This window comes from Paraburkholderia sp. GV068 (genome assembly GCF_003058125.1).
Lineage (GTDB): Bacteria > Pseudomonadota > Gammaproteobacteria > Burkholderiales > Burkholderiaceae > Paraburkholderia > Paraburkholderia graminis.
This window is the reverse complement of record NZ_QBUB01000001.1, coordinates 564454-584149: the sequence shown is the minus strand read 5'-3', so window position 1 is coordinate 584149 and position 19696 is coordinate 564454. Positions and strand designations below refer to the sequence as shown.

The following is a 19696-nucleotide window of genomic DNA, read 5'->3' as shown; positions in this document are numbered from 1 at the left end:
ATTGGAACGGGTCAGTGCCCGAGTTCTGGAACCTTGCGGTGCTCGCGTGGTGCTGCCGACCGGTCTTCTTCCGACGAGTCCAGCAGCGTGTCGGGAAGAGGTTCGGCAGTAGCGATCTCAGCGATGGCAGCGCGCAATGTGTCCAGCCCTTGCCCCGTGCGCGCGCTCAAAAAGACGCGCGAAATATTACCATACTCGTCTCGCTCGACCGCCTCGCCGCGGGCCGCCAATTCGGGCACCGCGTCGATCTTGTTGAACACGAGCACCTGCCGGATGGTGTCCGCACCGATTGCGTGCAACACCTCGTTCACCTGATCGATCTGATCGAGACGCACGGCGCTGGAAGCATCCACGACATGCAGCAGCAGATCCGCGTGGATCGTTTCCTCGAGCGTGGCGCGAAACGCCGCGACGAGTTGGTGAGGCAGTTCGCGGATGAAGCCGACCGTGTCGGACACCACCACCTGCCCCGCTTCGTCGCCGAGATAAACACGGCGCGAAGTCGTGTCGAGCGTGGCGAAAAGCTGATCGGCCGCGTACGCCTGCGCCTTCGTCAGCGCATTGAAGAGCGTGGACTTGCCCGCGTTCGTGTAGCCGACGAGCGACACCGACATGGTCTGATTGCGCGAGCGCTGGCGGCGCTGCGTGCCGTGCTGTCGGCGCAATTTTTCGAGCCGCGACTTGAGCGCCTTGATGCGTTCGCCGATCAGCCGGCGGTCGGTTTCTAGCTGCGTCTCACCAGGCCCGCGCAAGCCGATACCGCCTTTTTGCCGCTCGAGGTGAGTCCATGCACGGATCAGCCGCGTGGACAGATACTGCAATTGCGCGAGTTCCACCTGCAGCTTGCCTTCGTGGCTGCGGGCGCGCTGCGCAAAAATATCGAGGATGAGACTCGTGCGATCGATCACGCGCCGATTAAGCGCTTGCTCCAGATTGCGCTGCTGGGCAGGCGCAAGAGCGTGATTGAAGATGACGAGTTCGATGTCGTTGGCCTCACACGCAAGGCGCAGTTCTTCGGCCTTGCCGCTGCCGACGAACATCTTCGCGTCGGGACTCGCCCGGCGCCCGGTGAGGGTGACTAGAGGATTCGCGCCCGCGCTTTGCGCGAGCAGGCTGAGTTCTTCGAGACTGGCTTCGAAATCGATCTTACCGAAGTCGATGCCGACAAGCGCTGCATTGATCAAATTGGAGGGTATCAAAATGAGGCGGCCGGAAGTAATCGCCAACGGGCGACGCTATGCCGGCCGCGACGGGGGTTAGGACTGTTCGGAATCCGGGTGGAAATTCACCGGACGGGCTGGCACGACAGTCGAGATTGCGTGCTTGTAGACCATCTGGGTGACCGTATTCCTGAGCAACACGACGTACTGGTCGAACGATTCGATGTTCCCTTGAAGCTTGATGCCGTTGACCAGGTAGATCGACACCGGCACATGCTCTTTACGCAGTGCGTTCAAAAACGGGTCTTGTAACAATTGCCCTTTGTTGCTCATAGCAAACTCCGTATTTTTTTGCAGGTTGACTGAATTGACGACAGAAGAAAAGGTATCTGCCGTCAACCGCTACACTATAGCCGATTTTCGTTTTCGCGCGGGGCCCCTGCCGAAGCGGCCAAACCCAACGCACACGCGGGTTTCAGCCTTTGTCCGCGTAAGGGTTCGTCGACGATCTGAACTCTATTCGCAATGGAGTCCCGGTCAGCTTGAAAGTTTCCCGGAAGCGGTTTTCAAGGTAGCGTTTGTACGTTTCGGTGATCGCGTCGAGCGCGTTGCCGTGAATCACGATGATCGGCGGGTTCTGTCCGCCCTGGTGCGCGTAACGCAATTTCGGCCGCACCGGACCGCGTCGGCGCGGCTGCTGGAATTCGACCGCCTCGATCAGCGCGCGCGTGAGCTTCGGTGTGGGCAGCTTCGACATTGCCGCGGCGTAGGCGTCGTCAACCGAACGCATGAGCGGACCGATTCCCGTTTTTTCCGCAGCGGAAATGAAATGGAATTTGGCGAAGTCGAGGAATTTTAGTTTGCGTTCCAGATCGGCTTTCGTGCGTTCGCGCACATGCGAATCGAGCCCGTCCCATTTGTTCACGCCGACCACCAGCGCGCGGCCCTGCTCGACCACGAAGCCGGCAATGTGCGCGTCCTGTTCCGAAATATCCTGGCGCGCGTCGAGCAGCAGAATGACGACGTTGGCGTCGGAAATCGACTGCAGCGTTTTCACCACCGAAAACTTTTCGATCGCTTCGAACACCTTGCCGCGGCGGCGCAGACCCGCCGTGTCGATCAGTGTGTACGGCTTGCCCTGACGCTCGAAGTCGACGTAGATCGAATCGCGCGTGGTGCCGGGCATGTCGAATGCGATCACGCGCTCTTCGCCCACCAGCGCATTGATCAGCGTTGACTTGCCCACGTTCGGACGGCCGACGATCGCGATCTTCACGCCGCGCGCTTCCTTGTCCTCGTCGGTCTCTTCGGGCTGGCCCGCGTACGCGACGCCGAGCGCCTCGTTGATCATTTCGGTGACGCCGTCGCCGTGCGCGGCCGAAATCGCGCGCGGATCGCCGAGACCGAGTTCGTAGAAGTCGGCGGCAACGGTGCTGTACTTCATCCCCTCGGCCTTGTTGACGACGAGGAAAATCGGCCGGCCCGTCTTGCGCAGATAGTCGGCGATCGACTTGTCTTGCGGCGCGAGACCATTGCGGCCGTCGACGATAAACACGACGATGTCCGACTCCTCCACCGCCTGGCGCGTCTGGCGCGCCATCTCGTGCAGGATGCCGTCTTTCGCGACCGGCTCGAAACCGCCCGTGTCGACGACGAGATACGGCCGCTCACCAGTGCGCCCTTCGCCGTAGTGGCGATCGCGGGTGAGGCCGGGCAAGTCGGCGACGAGCGCGTCACGCGAACGCGTGAGGCGGTTGAACAGCGTGGATTTCCCCACATTGGGGCGCCCGACGAGGGCAATAACGGGTTTCATCAGATGTTGTTCACGGTGAAACGCGGATCGGAATCGACCGTCCGCATAGCGACGCCATTGCGCCGCTACACGGCAGCGTTTGACGAAAATTATCACGAATTCGGCCAGCCCCGGATGCGCTGTCCAGATGCGCGCCGAGGCGGACGGGGGTTTGGCTGATGCGCAGCGTGATCGGCTGCGAGGTCATGTCCTGCTGCAGGTGGTTCGTTCGCCGGCTACGCTGCGTGTCTTGTGATGCGGCTGACTGCGCCGCTGACTGCGACACCACCAGCAACAAGCGGCATCACGCGTGCTGCTTTTGTTGATCGCTTGCGTGCATCGCTCGACTGCATCGCGTTCATGCGCTGCTGTGTTCGCCGTTCGCGGCCGATTGCTGTTATTCGCAGCGATTGTGCCGCTCGCTTTCGCAGCGTTTTTCGTTCTCACCGACTCAGCCAGTCCGGTGGAATCGCTTACTTACCTCGCGATGTTGCACGCGCGGTGTGCGTTGCCTGCACCGCCTGCCGGCGCCGGCGTCGGCGCACGCAAAGGTGCTACCACTACTACGCGCCTCAAAAAAACGCGCGGCCGGCAAAGCCGGCCTGCGCGCTCGACAGCGCTCCCGCCAATCAGCGCGGACGGTAACCGTACAGGTCGCCGTCGCGCGTTTGCACGACGAGCGTCTCGCCGGCCAGCACGGGTGCCGCGCTAATCGCGCTGCCGTCGGTCTTCATGCGTGCGACGAGCGTTCCGTCCTCGCGCGACAGAAAGTGCACGTAGCCCTGATAGTCGCCCAGCACCGCAGCGCGGCCGAGGATAAACGGCACGCCGAGTTCGCGGTTCTTGAGCTTGTCGTTCTTCCACAGCGGCGCGCCGGTGGCGACGTCGAACGCGGAGACGACGGACCAGTCGTCCGGTGCGACGACCGCGCGATCGTCCTGCGCGAGACCGCTCGCGCTCGAGAACGCCTTTTCCCACAGCGCGCGGCCCGAGTTCGCATCGAAACAGCCGATCTGACCTTGGAACGTCACCGCGCAGGTTTCCGAACCGACCAGCGTGGGCGGGCCGGTCACGTCGTTGATGCGCTCCACTTCCGTCACGCCCTTCGGATAGGACACCGGCGTTTGCCAGTAAGTCTCACCCGTTTGCAGATTGATCGCCGAGAACGATCCGCCAGGGAAACCGGCCAGCACGGCCGCGTCGCCCGCGAACGTCATGCCCGACGACACGCGCAGGTTCAGCGGCACAGCGCGATTGCGGTAATTCCACTTCTGCTCGCCGGTTTGCGCATTGAACGCGACGATCTGGCCGTCGACTGTACGCACGACCACGAGACCATTGCCGACGAGCGGCGGCGAGATGATTTCGCCGGGCGCCTTGGCCGTCCACAATTGCTTGCCGTCTGTGCCGAGCACATAGACGTCGCCCTTCAGACCGCCGACGGCCGTCAGCGTGCCGTCGCTGCCGACACCCGCGGAGATGTCGTCGTGCAGCTTGACTCGCCAGATGTCCTTGCCGGTTTGCGCGTCGATCTTCGCAACGGAGCCGTTCGCGCCGGCCGCGTACACGGCGTCGCCGATCGCAACCGGCGAGAACAGATAACGGCCTGCCTTGCCGACGCTCGTCTTCCAGGCTTGCTGTACGTCGAGCACGGGTTTGAACTCGGTGAGCGGCGTCGGCACGCGGCGCTCGTCTTTCGTGGATGAGCATGCCGCGAGAGCGAGGACGGTCATCGCACAGACAACGGGCACAGCGTAACGTTTCAGCAGATTCATCGGTGGACGAAGCATTCAGGAAATAGGTTAAAGAAAGGCCGGTTGATCTTGGCGCGCGACATTGCGCGCGCTGCTTAGCCGCCCAGCGCGTCCAGCTTGAACTGGATCAATTGGCGCTCCGAACTGTCGTTCTTCGGCAGCGATTCGAGCGCGAGCTTGTAGGCCGCGCGCGCGTCGTCACGCTTGCCCTGGGCGGCGAGCAGATCGCCGCGGCCGTTGGCCACGATGCCCTTGAACGCGTCGGATTGCGGTTCGGCGAGCAACGCGAGGCCCTGGTCGTAAGCCTTTTCGTCGAGCAGCAGCGAAGCGAGGCGCAGCCTGGCGATCTGCTTGAACTCGTCGTCCTTCGCGTGATCGATGGTCCATTGCAACTGCGCTTTCGCGCCGGCCTCGTCGCCGGCTGCGTACAGCGCCTTCGCGGCGCCAAGCGCCGTCATTTGCGCGTACGCGGTGCGGCTGAACTTGTCTTCCATGTCGGCGGCGACGCGGCTGATCTTCGCCTTATCGCCCGATGCCACCGCCTGCTGCACCTGGTCGTACAGCACGGCGGCTTCCGCGGCCTGACGCCGTTGCCAGAAATTCCAGCCGTTCCAGCCGGCTGCGGCGACCAGCGCCACCAGCACGATCCACGTGGTTGCATTGCCCCACTGCGCCCACCAAGCCTTCAGACCTTCAATCGATTCTTGTTCGTCGTGGTAACTCATTGCCCGGCGATTTCCTCTTTCTTGCTACGTGTGCGTGTCGAGTCTGATCGGTCACAAAACCGGCTCGACGACATCGCGATCAGTCGTCGCCGTCTTCGGCGGTTGCAACCATCGCATTGATTAGAAATTCGGTCAAGTCTTCGGCGGGCACGTTATGTTGCTCGTTTTTACCGCCGTTAGCATTTGTATCTCGCAGCGGTTTGACCCCGACCGTACCGTTCGCGATCTCGTCTTCGCCGAGCACCACGGCGAACGCGGCGCCGCTTGCGTCGGCGCGTTTCATCTGCGATTTGAAGCTCGCCGATTGACCGTCCGCGCTGCAATGCAGGATCACGTCGAGGCCGGTATCGCGCAGACGCTCGGCAATGATGAAGGCCTGCTCGCGTGCTGCGTCACCCTGGTGGACCACGTACACGTCGCAACCTTCGTCTTCGGGCACGAGTTGCTCTTCTTTCAGCAGCTCGAGAATCCGCTCGATGCCCATCGCCCAGCCGCACGCCGCCGTAGCCTTACCACCGAGCTGCTCGATCAGCGGATCGTAACGGCCGCCCGCGGCGACCGTGCCTTGCGCGCCGAGCTTGTCCGTCACCCATTCGAACACGGTCAGATTGTAGTAATCGAGACCGCGCACGAGACGCGGATTGATCTTGAACGGAATGTTGTTCGCTTTGAGAATGCGCTGCAAACCTTCGAAGTGCGCGCGCGATTCCTCGCCGAGAAAGTCGATCAGCTTCGGCGCGTTTTGCGCGACTTCCTGGAGCGCGGGGTTCTTCGTATCGAGCACGCGCAGCGGGTTCGTGTACAGACGCCGCTTTGCATCTTCGTCCAGCACGTCCATGTGCTTTTCGAGGTACGCGATCAGTTCGATGCGATGCGCCGCGCGTTGTTCCGCGAGACCGAGCGAATTGATTTCGAGCTTGATGCCCATGAGGCCCAGGTCGTCCCACAGACGCTGGCACATCATGATGATTTCAGCGTCGGCGTCGGGGCCGGCAAAGCCGAGCGCTTCGACGCCGACCTGATGAAACTGCCGATAACGGCCGCGCTGCGGACGCTCGTGACGGAACATCGGGCCGATGTACCACAGACGCTTCGGACCGTCGTACAGCATGTTGTGCTCGATCGCCGCACGCACCACCGCCGCCGTATTTTCCGGGCGCATCGTCAGATTTTCACCGTTCAACGCGTCGGTGAAGCTGTACATTTCCTTCTCGACGATGTCCGTCACTTCGCCGATACCGCGCGTAAACAGCTGTGTATGTTCGACGATAGGCGTACGAATATTCTGGTATCCGTACGAACGCAGCATCGACTTGACGGTCGTTTCGAAAAATTCCCACAGCCCGGCTTCCTGCGGAAGGATGTCGTTCATGCCCTTCACGCCGGACAGCTTCTCGAGCTTTTTCTTCTGTTCAGTCATCTGTATGCGATAGCCGATGTTTAGTTGAGCGCCTCGGCGCGGCCATAGCGGCGCTCGACGTAGTCACTCACGATTTGCTGGAATTCTTGCGCGATGTTCTCGCCGCGCAGCGTCTTGACCTTCTCGCCGTCGATAAACACGGGCGCAGCCGGATTCTCGCCCGATCCCGGCAGGCTGATGCCGATGTTCGCCTGCTTCGACTCGCCCGGACCGTTGACGATGCAGCCCATCACCGCGACGTGCATTTTTTCGACGCCAGGATACTGGTCGCGCCAGACCGGCATTTGCGTACGCAGATAGGTCTGGATTTGCGACGCCAGTTCCTGGAACAGCGTGCTGGTCGTGCGACCGCAGCCGGGGCAGGCAATGACCATCGGCGTGAACGAGCGCAGACCCATGGTCTGCAAAATTTCCTGGCCGACGATCACTTCGCCGGTACGCGGCGCGCCCGGTTCAGGCGTGAGCGAAATGCGGATCGTGTCGCCGATGCCCTGCTGCAGCAGCACCGACAACGCCGCCGTCGACGCGACGATGCCCTTCGAGCCCATGCCCGCTTCCGTCAGACCGAGATGCAGTGCGAAATCGCAACGGCGCGCGAGCTCGCGGTACACCGCGATCAGGTCCTGCACGCCGCTCACCTTGCACGACAGAATGATCTGGTTGCGCGAGAGACCGAGTTCGACCGCCCGCTCCGCCGAGCCGATCGCCGACTGGATCAGCGCTTCGTACATCACGCTTTGCGCTTCCCACGGCGTGGAACGCGCGGCGTTTTCGTCCATCATCTTCGCGAGCAGGTCCTGGTCGAGACTGCCCCAGTTCACGCCGATACGAACCGGCTTGTCGTACTTCACCGCCGCTTCGATCATCTGCGCGAATTGCGTGTCGCGCTTCGCGCCGTGGCCGACATTGCCGGGGTTGATGCGGTACTTCGACAACGCCTCCGCGCACGCCGGGTAGTCGCGCAGCAGCAGGTGGCCGTTGTAATGAAAATCGCCGACGAGCGGCACCGATACGCCCATGCGGTCGAGCTGCTCGCGCACCGCCGGCACGGCCGCGGCCGCCTCCGGCGTGTTGACCGTGATGCGCACCAGTTCCGAACCGGCTTGCGCGAGTTCCTTGATCTGGATAGCGGTGCCGATGGCGTCGGCGGTGTCCGTGTTTGTCATCGACTGGACGCGCACCGGCGCGTCGCCGCCGATGGTGACGAGCTGGCCGCCCCAACGGACGTCGACCGCATGCGACTTGCGCCGCGGCGCCTGTCCGCCGAACACCGGCTCGTTTGACACGATCTTGCTACTGGATTGGGATTGAGCTTCGGATTGCATCGAAAAACCCATTTACGCCGCAGTCGCCGCAAAAATGCAGCGCCTGAATTGAAAAAGCGCCGCGGTCCGGTTGGCCGCGGCGCACACCGTCTGTATCAAGGCAGCGCGAAGCGCGCCACGTTGCCTTTCGCCGCCGCATATTTCGACGGATCGACCGGCTGGCCGTCGAGCGTGATCGACTCGAGACCCGCCTTGTTGCCGACCGTAACCTTCAAGGGCGCTTCGCCCGTCACTTCTTTTGTGTCGCCTGCACGCACGAGGCCGGAGAACACTTCCTTGCCGTCCTTGCCGCGCACGCTGAACCAGCTATCCTGCGTGACGCGCAGCGCAACGATGGCCGAACCTGCCCGCGGCGCTGCAACCGCCGCCGATGCGCCCGCGACCACCGCCGGCGCGCTCGCCACAGCAGCAGAGGGCGCAGCAGGCGTAGCCGTGACGGGCGGCGCCGAAGCCGGCGCCGTGCCGGCAGCGAGCGGAGCGGGCATCGGTGTAGCCGACGACGCGCCTTGCGCCGCAGCGTCCGTCTCGGGCGCCGCCTCCTGAGCGGCTGCCTCCGAGCCGGCCGCCGGGCCTTGCGCGACAGCACCGGACGCACCAGTGGCGCCACCCGCGCCGCCGTTCGCGCTTGCTTTCAGGCGCGCGAGCCAAGCCGTGGAATCGCCGCCATTGGTATGCCACATGGCGAGCGCGATAACCGCGACGATCACCGCCGCGACGCCCCACAACCACGAGCGGCTTCTTTGCGCGCCCCCGCCGAGCGACAGCGACACGCGGCCGCGCGGCAAATCCTTGCCCGATGAAGCCGGCATCGACAGATCCGGCGCAGGCACGCCCTTCTCGCGACGCAAAGCCTGCGTAAACGGCGTGGGATCGGCGCCGAGCATCTTCGCATAGCTGCGCACGACGCCGAGCGCAAACGTGGTGTCCGGCAAGTGGCTGATGTCGCCCGCTTCGAGCGCGCGCAATTTGGCGGGCGCCACCTTGAGGCGGGCAGAAACGTCTTCGATCGACCAGTTCTTCGATTCGCGCAGTTGCGTCAAGCGCGCGCCAACCGCCGCCAGCGAGTCCAGGCCCGGCTGCCCCACAGGCTGCACCACCGCCCGTGCGACAGATGCCGGGCGGCCTTCGTTCGTGTCTGTGTCCTGCGGCTGCGGGTGCTGCGGCTCACTCATCCCAAATCCTTTCGCGTCGATTCTTTTTTCACTGTGCGACCGGACCGGTCCAAACCTCATGTCCGAATCGCAGACCGTTTATAACAAAATGCGCGGCCTCTTGTGCCGCTTCCGATCGATTCTGCAAACTTTCTTTTCAATTGCCGGGGCGTGAAGCGTTTTTGCGCATTCTCCGGCGCTTGCGCCGAATCTTCGCAGCCCCCCGCCCCTTCCTGCTAGACGGCGCGAACCTCGATGATCTTCGCTGCCTTCCCGGTGCGCTCAGCGAGACGCGTGCGGTCTTTCACCGCACCCGCCAACTGACCGCAGGCAGCGTCGATATCATCGCCGCGTGTTTTGCGCACGGTGGTGACGACGCCCGCGTCCATCAACACCTGTGCAAACCGCTTGATCTGTTCCGACTTCGAGCGCACCAGGCCCGATTCGGGGAACGGATTGAACGGAATCAGATTGAACTTGCACGGGACGTCGCGTGTGAGCGCGAGCAGCTCGCGCGCTTGCGCTTCGCTGTCGTTCACGCCGTCCAGCATGCAATATTCGAAGGTAATGAAATCGCGCGGCGCGACTTTCAGATAGCGCTGGCAAGCCGCCATCAATTCGCGCAGCGGGTATTTTTTGTTGAGCGGCACCAGCATGTCGCGCAGCGGATCGCTCGGCGCATGCAGCGATACCGCCAGCGCAACAGGCAGATCGGCGCCCAGCCGGTCCATCATGGGTACGACGCCCGAGGTCGACAGCGTGACGCGCCGGCGCGACAGGCCGTAGGCGTTGTCGTCGAGCATCAGGCGCATGGCGGGTACAACTGCGTCGTAGTTCAGAAGCGGCTCGCCCATGCCCATCATCACGACGTTCGTGACGACGCGCTCGCCCTTGCCTTCGCCGCCCACGGCGCGGCCGCCGGCCGCGCCGAGCGACGCGCGCAGCGCGAACTCGGCCATGCGCAACTGGCCGATGATTTCACCGGTGGTCAGATTGCGCGAGAAACCTTGCTTGCCGGTCGAGCAGAAACGGCAGTTCACCGCGCACCCCGCCTGCGACGACACGCAGAGCGTGCCGCGCGTTTCTTCCGGGATGAAAACGGTTTCGACCGCGTTGCTGTTGCCGACGTCGATCAGCCACTTGCGTGTGCCGTCGGTAGAAATATGGTCGCTGACGATGCCCGGCATCGAGATCGTGGCGCGCCCCTTGAGCTTTTCGCGCAAGGACTTCGCCAGATCGGTCATGCCGTCGAAGTCCGCAGCGTTGTACTGGTGGATCCAGCGCTGCAATTGTTTGGCGCGAAACGGCTTCTCGCCCAGGCTGTCGCAGTAAGCGACGAGCCCTTGGGCGTCGAGGTCGAGAAGGTTGACGGTGGAACTGCTCGTCATATCGATTCCTGCCATTTCAGTGCGAGACTGGTTCATGCAACAAGCTGCATGAACGCAAAACCGTTCGCGCCCATCCTGCTGCTTTTACCTTACTACTTTGCCCGGCGATTGGTGTGAATAAACGCATTGACTGCACCGGCCGCCGGGGCAATTCAGCATTAGCGCGAGTACACGTTCACTTGCGGGAAGAAGAACGCGATTTCAACTGCAGCCGTTTCAGCGGCGTCCGAACCGTGCACTGCGTTCGCGTCGATGCTGTCGGCGAAGTCGGCGCGGATCGTGCCCTTTTCGGCCTTCTTCGGGTCCGTTGCACCCATCAGATCGCGATGCTTCAGGACGGCGTTTTCGCCTTCCAGCACTTGGACGACCACCGGGCCGGAGATCATGAATTCAACCAGGTCCTTGAAGAACGGGCGTGCGGCGTGCACAGCGTAGAACTTCTCAGCGTCGGCGCGCGACAGATGGACCATGCGCGAAGCCACGATCTTCAGGCCGGCGTTTTCGAAACGGCTGTAGATCTGGCCGATCACGTTCTTGGCCACTGCGTCCGGCTTGATAATGGACAGGGTGCGTTCGATCGCCATAAAAACTCCAAAAAATTAAGAGGTTACAGATTCAAATGAATCCGCTATTGTAGCATGTTCCCATGTATGATTGCGATTGAACCCTTACAGCATTGAAAGACTCCAAGCAGGAGTTTGTGAATGCTGGTAGCGTAGGCCGTGTGGGACTTTCAACGCACTTTTCGCAGCATGAACGCATTGAAACTCCGGGCCATCGCACCGATCTTATGATCGGGTAGTTTGCGGCGGGCGGCGAACAGCGTCCGGCGCGGCGGCATATGGCAACAACGGGCACCACCGGGCAAGAACGCTGGACAATCCGCTGACAACATCACGCAACACGCTTCTGACGTAAGGAGAGACCATGAACGATCATCCGTATAGCTTTGGCCGCACTGGCGCGGTCAGCACGGTCGAAACGCGTAACCGGGTGCTACGAAACACCTACTGGCTGCTGGCGCTGTCCATGATTCCGACAGTGCTCGGCGCGTGGGTGGGTCTCGCCACCGGTTTTTCGCTGTTCGCCGCCACCAGTCCCGCCATGAGCCTGCTGGCGTTCTTCGCGATCGCCTTCGGCTTCATGTTCGCGATCGAGAAAACAAAAAATAGCTCCGCGGGCGTGTTCGTGCTGCTGGGCTTCACGTTCTTCATGGGCCTGATGCTGTCGCGCATTCTGGGCTTCGTGCTGGGCTTCTCCAACGGCCCGTCGCTGATCATGCTCGCCTTTGGTGGCACTGGTGTGATCTTCGCGTCCATGGCGACCATCGCGACCGTGAGCAAGCGCGACTTCTCCGGTCTCGGCAAGTGGCTCTTCATGGGCGTGATCGTGCTGCTGCTGGCGTCGGTCGCGAACGTGTTCCTGCACCTGCCGGCGCTGATGCTCACGGTGTCCGTCATGGCGATCGTGATTTTCTCGGCGTACATGCTGTTCGACGTGCAGCGCGTCGTGAACGGCGGCGAGACGAACTACATCACCGCGGCGCTCGCGATCTATCTCGACCTGTACAACGTGTTCGTGAACCTGCTGGCGCTGCTCGGCATTTTCGGCGGCAACCGCAACTAAGGTTTCACACCTCGCACCTCGGCGGCGCTCAACGCGCCGGCCTGGTGGAAATCGTGAAAAGCCCATAACGATCGCTCGTTATGGGCTTTTTTTACGCGTGCGATGACGATGCGCCCCGGCGACAAACCGCCGCGGCCCCGGACCTACTCGCGCATCACAAGCTGAGCCACTCGAATCCATCCGTCTGCGACGCGACCACCACCTCGGTCGCCGCGGCGCCGAGCACGCTCGCCATCGCGGCCTGCGCGAGTTCCGGCAGATTGTTCTGCTGACTCAAATGCGCGGCGACCAGATGGCGCAGACGCGAGCGATCGAGCGAAGCCAGAATTTCGCCCGCCGCGTCGTTGTTCAAATGCCCGTGATTGCCGCCGATCCGCGCCTTCAGCGATTGCGGATAGCGGCTGCCGGCCAGCATGCGTACGTCGTGATTGCATTCGAGCACCAGCGCGTCGCAGCCGCTCAACACAGTGCTGATATGAGGCGTGGACGTGCCGACGTCAGTCAGCACGCCAAGACGGCTCGCGCCATTCGAGAACACGTATTGCAACGGCTCGCGGGCGTCGTGAGGAACGGTGTAGGGAAGAACGCTCAGGTCGCCGATCGCCACGGCCTCGTCGCCCCACAGCACTTGCAGATCGACGTCGGCTTCGTCGGCACCGACCGCGCGGGCCGTGCCCCAGCTCATGTAGAGCGGAATCGACCACTTGCGCGCGAGCGTCAACGCGCTGCCAATGTGGTCGCTGTGTTCGTGTGTGATCAGAACGGCGTCGAGCGCTTCGGCGCTCGAACCGAGCCGGTTCAGGCGCCGCTCGACTTCTTTCGCCGAGAAGCCGCAGTCGAGCAGCACGCGCGTGGTGGTTACGCCGCTTTGCGCCTCCACCAGCAACGCGTTGCCTTCACTGCCGCTGCCAAGACTTGCGAACCGCACGGCCTGTTCAGTTCAGCTGTGCGTGCAGGAGCGTCACGAGGCGCTGCGCGTCGGACGAATTGTCGATCTGGCCGTTCGTGTCCAGCACCGCGACCTGCGTCACGGCGTCACCCTTCGGGCGCACGTTGACGAGGAACTGCTGACCAGGCTTCTTCGTCGAAGTGCCGCTGTAAAACAGCTTGCCGAGCAGCCCTTCCTTCTTCAGTTCCTGCATCGAATCGGCGTAGCGCACGTAGTAGATGCCCTTCTCGCGATCGCGGTTGTCGACCGTGAAGTTGGTGCGGTCGAGCGCCAGGCCCACGCGCAGCCACGCACGGTCGAACGATTCCTGCAGGTCGAGCGTCGACGCGCCCGCGCTCTTGTCAAGCGTGGCGGGAGCCGTGGCCGGACGCGCTTCCGTCAGCAATTGCTTCGACTGCTTTTCGGTGAGACCGAATTTCTGCATCAGCTTGGTCAGGAACAGCGCTTCGAGCGCCGGGTCGCGCGGACGCTCTTCCCAACGCGACGACGTCTTGTCCTGCCCCGTCAGCACTTCTTCCATCGCGCTATGCGTGACGGAAATGTCCGTGGTATCGGAAGGACCGCGCGACACGAGCGTACGGAAACTGTCCCGCGTGCCCGACGAATAGGCGAAGTCGATCACTTTGCCCACCGTGCGGCGGAACCAGTCGTCCGGAATGTTGGCGCGGTTTTCCGCCCAGTCGGTCACCATGATGCCGGTGGCCGGCGCGTCGGTCTTCAGTGCGAAGCCGTTTTCCTGCCAGAACTCCTGCAGCTGCGGCCACAGTTGTTCCGGCGAGCGGCCGTTCACCACCAGCCAGCGACGGTCGCCGTCGCGCTCGATGTGCATGCCGTACGGGTCTTGCGCGGTCGGCTGGCCTTCGGTCGAATTGCCGGCCGCCGTGACCGCGCGCTTGCTCGCGCCGCCCAACGCCAGATTGGCCGGCGGTGCAACGTAACGCTGATCAGTGCCGGTGGTGGTCAGGTCGCCGGGAATGGCGAGCGGCGGCGCGCTGCCCGCAGCCTTGTAATTCACACGATCGGAAGCGAACCAGTCGTTCAGGGTGTCACAGCCGGCGAGCGTCACCAGGGCAAGCGTCAGCGCCGCCATGCGGGTTGCGTGGAGGGAAAGTGCGGAACGTTTCATGAGGTCCTTCGTGATGCTGGAACGCGGTGCCTGGTTCTGGGTGCCGGGAACGTGGGCTGGATCGACGTCGGTTAAGGAAATGCCGGTGGCTGGGCGAGCGCTGACGGGTATGACAGGCCGCCCGGTTAGCCGAGCAGGCCCGCTTCGCGCAACGCGCCGCGCACCACTTCGTGGTATTGCGCGTCGAGCGGCGTGAGCGGCAGGCGGATGCCGCCCTGCACACGACCCAATTGCTGCAGTGCCCATTTCGCCGGAATCGGATTCGATTCGATGAACAGGTTCTTATGCAGCGACAAGAGCTTCAGATGAATTTCGCGCGCGGTCTTCGCGTCCGCCGCAAGTGCGGCCTTGCAAAGCTCGCTCATGGCGCGCGGCGCGACGTTGGCCGTCACTGAGATATTGCCGTGGCCGCCGAGCAGCATCAACGCGATGGCGGTCGGGTCGTCACCGCTGTAAATACCGAAGTGCGCCGGCGCCGACTTGATCAGATGCGCGGCGCGATCGATATTGCCGGTCGCTTCCTTCACACCGATGATGCCCGGCACCTGCGCGCAACGCAGAATGGTCTCGTTGCTCATGTCCGCGACCGTGCGGCCCGGCACGTTGTACAGGATCACCGGCAGATCGACCGTTTCGGCGATCTTCACGAAATGACGGTAGATGCCTTCCTGCGTCGGCTTGTTGTAGTACGGCACGACCTGCAGCGTCGCGTTTGCGCCGACTTCTTTTGCCTCGCGCGTGAGCTCGATGGCTTCGGTCGTGGAATTGCCGCCCGAGCCCGCAATCACCGGAATCCGGCCCGCCGTGTGCTCGACCGCGGTCTTGACCATCAGCACATGTTCCTCGACGGAAAGCGTGGCCGATTCGCCGCTCGTACCGACCACCACGAGCGCATTCGTGCCCTCGGCGATATGCCAGTCGATCAGTTTGCGAAACGCCGGCAGGTCGAGGCTGCCGTCTTCGAGCATCGGGGTGATGATGGCAGGAATGCTGCCGCGAATCTGAACGCCGTCGTTGCCGGCGGTGTTGCCCGAGTGTGTGCCGTTAGTCATGAAACGCCATGAATTTGATCAGGTAAACCGCGATTGTAGCGGATTAGCCAGCCAACTCGTAACAAGGCGGGGGCGCCGCCTGCGCGGGGTTGTCTGAGCGGTCCGCCTCGAGAATGGCGCAGATGCGCTGGACGTAAGCCGGGCGTGGCTGCGCGAGAAAACCGTCCTGAAACGCGACCACCCGCAAGTGCCCGCGCACGACCTCGAGCAGCTCGCCAGGCGCGAGCAGGAACGCGGGGTTAGAGGGCTTGCCGACCGTTTCGTTTCCTTGCGCGAAGGTCTCGTAAACCAGTACGCCGCCGGGCGCGAGCGACGAAACCAGTTGGCCGAAAAGCGGCCGATGCAGATAGTTGGTGACGACGACCGCCGCGAACTTCTCGTCCGTGCGCAACGGCCACGGAGCGCCTTCGATGTCGGCCAGGATACGTGTGACGAGCGGTTCGTCGGCGAGCGCATCGAGCGCGGCCGCGTCGCGGTCGATCGCGGTGACGGGATGCCCCAGCGACGCAAAAAAGCGCGCATGCCGCCCCGCACCCGAAGCGACGTCGAGCACCGCGCCGCCCGCCGCGACCAGATGCGCCCAATGACGCACCCAGCGCGACGGCTCGCCCAATCCATGCATGGCTGCGGCCGGCGTGCTCATGACGTGCGCGCCGCTCGTCAGTTGTACGACAGACCCATCGCCTCGCGCACGTCGCGCATCGTTTCCGTGGCGAAGCGGCGCGCCTTGTCGCAGCCGTCGGCGACGATCGCGCGCAACAGCGACGGGTCGTCCATGTACTTCTGCGCGCGCTCGAGCATCGGCTGCTGCTCGCGCAAGATGCCTTCGATCACCGGCTGCTTGCATTCGAGACAGCCAATACCCGCCGACCGGCAGCCCTTCTGGACCCACTGGTGGGTGGTTTCGTCCGTGTAGACCTGGTGCAACTGCCACACCGGGCACTTGTCCGGATCGCCCGGATCGGTGCGGCGCACGCGCGCCGGATCGGTCGGCATGGTGCGCACTTTCTTCGTGATGGTCTCGGCATCTTCGCGCAGACCGATCGTGTTGCCGTACGACTTCGACATCTTCTGGCCGTCGAGACCCGGCATGCGCGACGCTTCGGTCAGCATGGCCTGCGGCTCGACCAGAATGATCTTGCGCGAGCCTTCGAGATAGCCGAACAGGCGCTCGCGGTCGCTCATCGACAGACTTTGCGATTCCTGCAACATCGCGCGCGCCTGCTCGAGCGCCTCGTCGTCGCCTTCCTGCTGATAGGCGTTGCGCAGTTCGTGATACAGCTTCGCGCGCTTGCCGCCGAGCTTCTTCGCGGCTTCGTTCGCCTTGTCCTCGAAATCCGCCTCGCGGCCGTACAGATAGTTAAAACGCCGCGCGATTTCACGCGTCATTTCGACGTGCGGCACCTGGTCTTCGCCGACCGGCACGAGCGACGCGCGATACAGCAGAATGTCCGCCGCCATCAGCACCGGATAGCCGAGAAAGCCGTACGTGGACAGATCCTTGTCCTTCAGCTTTTCCTGCTGCTCCTTGTAGGTCGGCACGCGTTCGAGCCAGCCCAGCGGCGTACTCATGCCGAGCAGCAGCGATAGCTCCGCATGCTCGGGCACGCGGCTCTGGATGAACAGCGTGGCCTGCGCCGGGTCGATACCGGAGGCGAGCCAGTCGATCAGCACCTCCCAGACGTTTTTCTCGATGACCTCGGGCGTTTCGTAGTGGGTCGTCAGCGCGTGCCAGTCGACGACAGCGAAGAAGCACGGGTATTCGGACTGCAGCCGCACCCAGTTTTTCAGCACGCCGTGATAGTGGCCGAGGTGCAGCGACCCGGTGGGCCGCATGCCGGAGAAGATACGGTCTGGGAACATGATTATTTAGAAAAGCGAAACAAGTGGAGTCAGGATTGCGGTGATGCCGCTGTAGCCGAGCGCGACGAGCGGGCTCAACCAGTAGCGCGTCAGCGTGCCCGTCATGACCAGCGCCATGACGATAAAAAAGCCATACGGTTCGAGGCGCGACAGCGCGATGGCCTGGCGCGGCGGCAACAGCGCCATCAGCACGCGGCCGCCGTCGAGCGGCGGCAGCGGGAACAGATTCAGCACGCCGAGCACCAGATTCACGCCGACGCCCGCGCCCGCCATGCGCGTGAAGAACGGTTCGTCGACGGCCATCACGGCGAGCGCCACGCCGAACAGGCCCCAGATCAGCGCCTGGACGAAGTTGCATCCCGGCCCGGCGGCCGCGACCCACAGGCTGCCCCAGCGCGGATTGCGCAGATTGCCGAACGCGACCGGCACCGGCTTCGCATAGCCGAACATGAACGCGCCGCTCGTGGCGAAGTACAGCAGCAACGGAATGGCGATCGTGCCGAGCGGGTCGATGTGCCGCATCGGATTGATCGAAACGCGGCCGAGCACGTAGGCCGTATTGTCGCCGAGCCAGCGCGCGACGTAACCATGCGCGGCCTCGTGCAGCGTGATGGCGAAGATCACCGGCAACGCGTAGACCGCGATGGTTTGTATCAGGGAAGAATCCATAACTCGCTATTGTAACAATGCGATTGCGTGCGTCTGTCCGCTTTCGCTCATGCCGTCTCTTCGAGACCGAATGGCGCGAGAGAACCGCGCCCTGCCCGCACCAGCACCGGCTCGTCGCCGGTCAGATCGATCACCGTGGACGGCTCGCACACGCAAGCCCCGCCGTCGATCACGAGATCCAGTTGTTTTTCAAGCCGCGCGCGGATTTCCTCGGGCTCGTTGAGCGGCGCCGTTTCGCCCGGCAGAATCAGCGTCGAGCCGAGCAGCGGCTGGCCAAGTTCGCCGAGAATCGCGAGCGTGATCGCATGGTCCGGCACGCGCAGGCCGATCGTCTTGCGCGACGGATGCGAGAGCCGCCGCGGCACTTCTTTCGTGGCCTGAAGCACGAACACATAAGGCCCCGGCGTCACCGATTTGATCAGCCGGTACTGACGGTTGTCCACCATCGCGAAGTTCGCGAGTTCCGACAGATCGCGCACCAGCAGCGACAGCAACTGCTTCTCGTCGAGGCCGCGAATCCGGCGCAGGCGCTCCACGGCGTCCTTGTCGTCGAGATGGCACGCGAGCGCGTAGCTCGAGTCGGTCGGCAATGCGACCACGCCGCCGTCGTTGATGATCTGCACGGCCTGCTTCACGAGGCGCGGCTGCGGGTTATCGGGATGAAGCCGGAAGTATTGGGACATGGCGGCTAACGATGGCGACGGAGAAACAACGGTTTATAGCGCGGCTCAAGGCAAAACGACCGTGGACCGTGCGAAGCAAACGCGGACTTGACGAGCGGGAACGCGAGCGCGCCAGACCCCTGGCTCGCACACGACGTGCCGCGTCGGCACGGCGCGCGTTCACAGCCAGCGTTCCCAGACGGGCTTGAGATCGGAAGGAAGCGGCGGCAGCGTGCCCAGTTCGACACGCCCCTCGCCCGGCGCATGAAAATCCGACCCGCGCGACGCCTCGAACCCGAAGCGGCGCGCGACGTCGGCGTATTCGCGGTATTGATCGGGCGTGTGGCTGCCCGTGACGACTTCAATTGCCTTGCCGCCGAGGTCGATGAATTCGGCGAAAAACGCGTCGAATTCGGTCGGCGAGTACGCGTAACGGCCCGGATGGGCAACGATTGCCTCGCCGCCGGCCGCCTTGATCCAGCCGACCGCGTCGGCCAGTTTCGACCAGCGGTGCGCCACATAGCCGGGTTTGCCGTCGCCGAGATAGCGGTTGAATACGTCTTGCGTGGACGCGGCGTAGCCGCTTTCGACGAGGAAGCGCGCGAAATGCGTACGCGAGATCATGTCCGGGTTCGACACGTACTTGAGCGCGCCTTGATACGCGTCGGGAATGCCGAGCGTGGCCAGTTGCTCGCCGATTGCCTCGGCGCGCGCCGCGCGGCCGTTGCGCGTGCGCGCGAGGCCGTCGATCAGCACCGAGCTGGTCGGGTCGATGCCGAGCCCGACAATGTGAACGGTACGCGCCGCCCACGTCACCGAAATTTCCACGCCGCTCAGATAGCTCATGCCCAGTTCCGCGGCGGCTTCACGCGCTTCCTGCTGGCCGCCGAGTTCGTCGTGATCGGTCAGCGCCCACAAGGTCACGCCCCCCGCATGCGCACGGCGCGCGACATCGGCCGGCGCGAACTGGCCGTCGGAAACGGTGGAGTGACAGTGGAGGTCGGCGTTCATCATCGTCTGGAGAAGGTTTGCAG

At 63.3% G+C, this 19696-nt stretch carries 19 protein-coding genes; 1 reads left to right on the top strand and 18 read right to left on the bottom strand.

Annotated features, from left to right (window positions below; genetic code table 11):
* Positions 1-11: 11 nt before the first annotated feature.
* From hflX to ndk, 10 genes are all read right to left on the bottom strand, one after another.
* Positions 12-1184 (bottom strand): GTPase HflX, encoded by a 1173-nt coding sequence (gene hflX, locus C8K18_RS02650; protein ID WP_035569768.1) that lies wholly within the window; start codon positions 1182-1184, stop codon positions 12-14.
* 72 nt (positions 1185-1256) lie between these two features.
* The gene (gene hfq / locus C8K18_RS02645) at positions 1257-1493 is read right to left on the bottom strand and encodes an RNA chaperone Hfq (RefSeq protein ID WP_006051315.1); all 237 of its coding nucleotides are present in this window, start codon (positions 1491-1493) and stop codon (positions 1257-1259) included.
* A 142-nt stretch (positions 1494-1635) separates the two neighbouring features.
* A complete protein-coding gene (gene der, locus C8K18_RS02640; protein WP_029967444.1) occupies positions 1636-2973 on the bottom strand; it encodes a ribosome biogenesis GTPase Der in 1338 nt (445 codons plus the stop codon).
* 608 nt (positions 2974-3581) lie between these two features.
* Positions 3582-4727: an outer membrane protein assembly factor BamB gene (gene bamB / locus C8K18_RS02635; protein ID WP_107706569.1), complete on the bottom strand. Its 1146-nt coding sequence runs from the start codon at positions 4725-4727 to the stop codon at positions 3582-3584.
* A 74-nt stretch (positions 4728-4801) separates the two neighbouring features.
* Positions 4802-5431: a tetratricopeptide repeat protein gene (locus C8K18_RS02630; RefSeq protein ID WP_006051312.1), complete on the bottom strand. Its 630-nt coding sequence runs from the start codon at positions 5429-5431 to the stop codon at positions 4802-4804.
* Between the two features lie 79 nt (positions 5432-5510).
* Positions 5511-6851, bottom strand: coding sequence for a histidine--tRNA ligase (gene hisS, locus C8K18_RS02625; protein ID WP_107706568.1), 1341 nt, complete (start codon positions 6849-6851; stop codon positions 5511-5513).
* 20 nt (positions 6852-6871) lie between these two features.
* On the bottom strand, positions 6872-8188 hold the full coding sequence (gene ispG, locus C8K18_RS02620) for a flavodoxin-dependent (E)-4-hydroxy-3-methylbut-2-enyl-diphosphate synthase (protein WP_053858428.1): 1317 nt from the start codon (positions 8186-8188) through the stop codon (positions 6872-6874).
* An 83-nt stretch (positions 8189-8271) separates the two neighbouring features.
* Positions 8272-9348 (bottom strand): helix-turn-helix domain-containing protein, encoded by a 1077-nt coding sequence (locus C8K18_RS02615; RefSeq protein WP_029967453.1) that lies wholly within the window; start codon positions 9346-9348, stop codon positions 8272-8274.
* 215 nt (positions 9349-9563) lie between these two features.
* Positions 9564-10715, bottom strand: coding sequence for a 23S rRNA (adenine(2503)-C(2))-methyltransferase RlmN (gene rlmN, locus C8K18_RS02610; RefSeq protein ID WP_029967454.1), 1152 nt, complete (start codon positions 10713-10715; stop codon positions 9564-9566).
* A 158-nt stretch (positions 10716-10873) separates the two neighbouring features.
* Complete coding sequence (ndk, locus tag C8K18_RS02605) at positions 10874-11299, bottom strand: nucleoside-diphosphate kinase (RefSeq protein WP_006051306.1); 426 nt, start codon at positions 11297-11299, stop codon at positions 10874-10876.
* 343 nt (positions 11300-11642) lie between these two features.
* Here ndk and C8K18_RS02600 point away from each other — a divergent pair, with 343 nt between their 5' ends.
* Positions 11643-12341 (top strand): Bax inhibitor-1/YccA family protein, encoded by a 699-nt coding sequence (locus tag C8K18_RS02600; RefSeq protein WP_006051305.1) that lies wholly within the window; start codon positions 11643-11645, stop codon positions 12339-12341.
* A 154-nt stretch (positions 12342-12495) separates the two neighbouring features.
* Here C8K18_RS02600 and C8K18_RS02595 read toward each other — a convergent pair whose 3' ends face one another.
* From C8K18_RS02595 to C8K18_RS02560, 8 genes are all read right to left on the bottom strand, one after another.
* Positions 12496-13269, bottom strand: a complete 774-nt coding sequence (locus tag C8K18_RS02595) for an MBL fold metallo-hydrolase (protein WP_107706567.1) — start codon at positions 13267-13269, stop codon at positions 12496-12498.
* A gap of 7 nt (positions 13270-13276) precedes the next feature.
* Positions 13277-14416: an outer membrane protein assembly factor BamC gene (gene bamC / locus C8K18_RS02590; protein WP_107706566.1), complete on the bottom strand. Its 1140-nt coding sequence runs from the start codon at positions 14414-14416 to the stop codon at positions 13277-13279.
* Between the two features lie 125 nt (positions 14417-14541).
* Entirely contained in the window at positions 14542-15468 is a 927-nt protein-coding gene (gene dapA, locus C8K18_RS02585; RefSeq protein ID WP_006051302.1) for a 4-hydroxy-tetrahydrodipicolinate synthase, read from the bottom strand.
* A gap of 43 nt (positions 15469-15511) precedes the next feature.
* Entirely contained in the window at positions 15512-16111 is a 600-nt protein-coding gene (locus tag C8K18_RS02580; RefSeq protein ID WP_107706565.1) for a bifunctional 2-polyprenyl-6-hydroxyphenol methylase/3-demethylubiquinol 3-O-methyltransferase UbiG, read from the bottom strand.
* 17 nt (positions 16112-16128) lie between these two features.
* Positions 16129-17331, bottom strand: a complete 1203-nt coding sequence (locus C8K18_RS02575) for a tryptophan--tRNA ligase (protein WP_006051300.1) — start codon at positions 17329-17331, stop codon at positions 16129-16131.
* A 6-nt stretch (positions 17332-17337) separates the two neighbouring features.
* Complete coding sequence (locus C8K18_RS02570; protein ID WP_006051299.1) at positions 17338-18000, bottom strand: site-2 protease family protein; 663 nt, start codon at positions 17998-18000, stop codon at positions 17338-17340.
* A 47-nt stretch (positions 18001-18047) separates the two neighbouring features.
* Positions 18048-18683 carry an L-threonylcarbamoyladenylate synthase gene (locus tag C8K18_RS02565; RefSeq protein ID WP_006051298.1) on the bottom strand — a complete coding sequence of 212 codons (636 nt, stop codon included), beginning with the start codon at positions 18681-18683 and terminating at the stop codon, positions 18048-18050.
* Positions 18684-18842: 159 nt separating this feature from the next.
* The gene (locus C8K18_RS02560) at positions 18843-19673 is read right to left on the bottom strand and encodes a 3',5'-nucleoside bisphosphate phosphatase (RefSeq protein WP_029967460.1); all 831 of its coding nucleotides are present in this window, start codon (positions 19671-19673) and stop codon (positions 18843-18845) included.
* Positions 19674-19696: the final 23 nt, after the last annotated feature.

Excerpts from the sequence above, each read along its gene's own strand:
- hisS (WP_107706568.1), bottom strand. The coding sequence starts at position 6,851 with ATGACTGAACAGAAGAAAAAGCTCGAGAAGCTGTCCGGCGTGAAGGGC.
- C8K18_RS02630 (WP_006051312.1), bottom strand. The coding sequence starts at position 5,431 with ATGAGTTACCACGACGAACAAGAATCGATTGAAGGTCTGAAGGCTTGG.
- C8K18_RS02575 (WP_006051300.1), bottom strand. The coding sequence starts at position 17,331 with ATGTTCCCAGACCGTATCTTCTCCGGCATGCGGCCCACCGGGTCGCTG.
- der (WP_029967444.1), bottom strand. The coding sequence starts at position 2,973 with ATGAAACCCGTTATTGCCCTCGTCGGGCGCCCCAATGTGGGGAAATCC.
- C8K18_RS02580 (WP_107706565.1), bottom strand. The coding sequence starts at position 16,111 with ATGAGCACGCCGGCCGCAGCCATGCATGGATTGGGCGAGCCGTCGCGC.
- dapA (WP_006051302.1), bottom strand. The coding sequence starts at position 15,468 with ATGACTAACGGCACACACTCGGGCAACACCGCCGGCAACGACGGCGTT.
- rlmN (WP_029967454.1), bottom strand. The coding sequence starts at position 10,715 with ATGACGAGCAGTTCCACCGTCAACCTTCTCGACCTCGACGCCCAAGGG.
- C8K18_RS02600 (WP_006051305.1), top strand. The coding sequence starts at position 11,643 with ATGAACGATCATCCGTATAGCTTTGGCCGCACTGGCGCGGTCAGCACG.
- ispG (WP_053858428.1), bottom strand. The coding sequence starts at position 8,188 with ATGGGTTTTTCGATGCAATCCGAAGCTCAATCCCAATCCAGTAGCAAG.
- hfq (WP_006051315.1), bottom strand. The coding sequence starts at position 1,493 with ATGAGCAACAAAGGGCAATTGTTACAAGACCCGTTTTTGAACGCACTG.
- C8K18_RS02565 (WP_006051298.1), bottom strand. The coding sequence starts at position 18,683 with ATGTCCCAATACTTCCGGCTTCATCCCGATAACCCGCAGCCGCGCCTC.
- bamB (WP_107706569.1), bottom strand. The coding sequence starts at position 4,727 with ATGAATCTGCTGAAACGTTACGCTGTGCCCGTTGTCTGTGCGATGACC.
- bamC (WP_107706566.1), bottom strand. The coding sequence starts at position 14,416 with ATGAAACGTTCCGCACTTTCCCTCCACGCAACCCGCATGGCGGCGCTG.
- C8K18_RS02615 (WP_029967453.1), bottom strand. The coding sequence starts at position 9,348 with ATGAGTGAGCCGCAGCACCCGCAGCCGCAGGACACAGACACGAACGAA.
- C8K18_RS02560 (WP_029967460.1), bottom strand. The coding sequence starts at position 19,673 with ATGAACGCCGACCTCCACTGTCACTCCACCGTTTCCGACGGCCAGTTC.
- ndk (WP_006051306.1), bottom strand. The coding sequence starts at position 11,299 with ATGGCGATCGAACGCACCCTGTCCATTATCAAGCCGGACGCAGTGGCC.
- C8K18_RS02570 (WP_006051299.1), bottom strand. The coding sequence starts at position 18,000 with ATGGATTCTTCCCTGATACAAACCATCGCGGTCTACGCGTTGCCGGTG.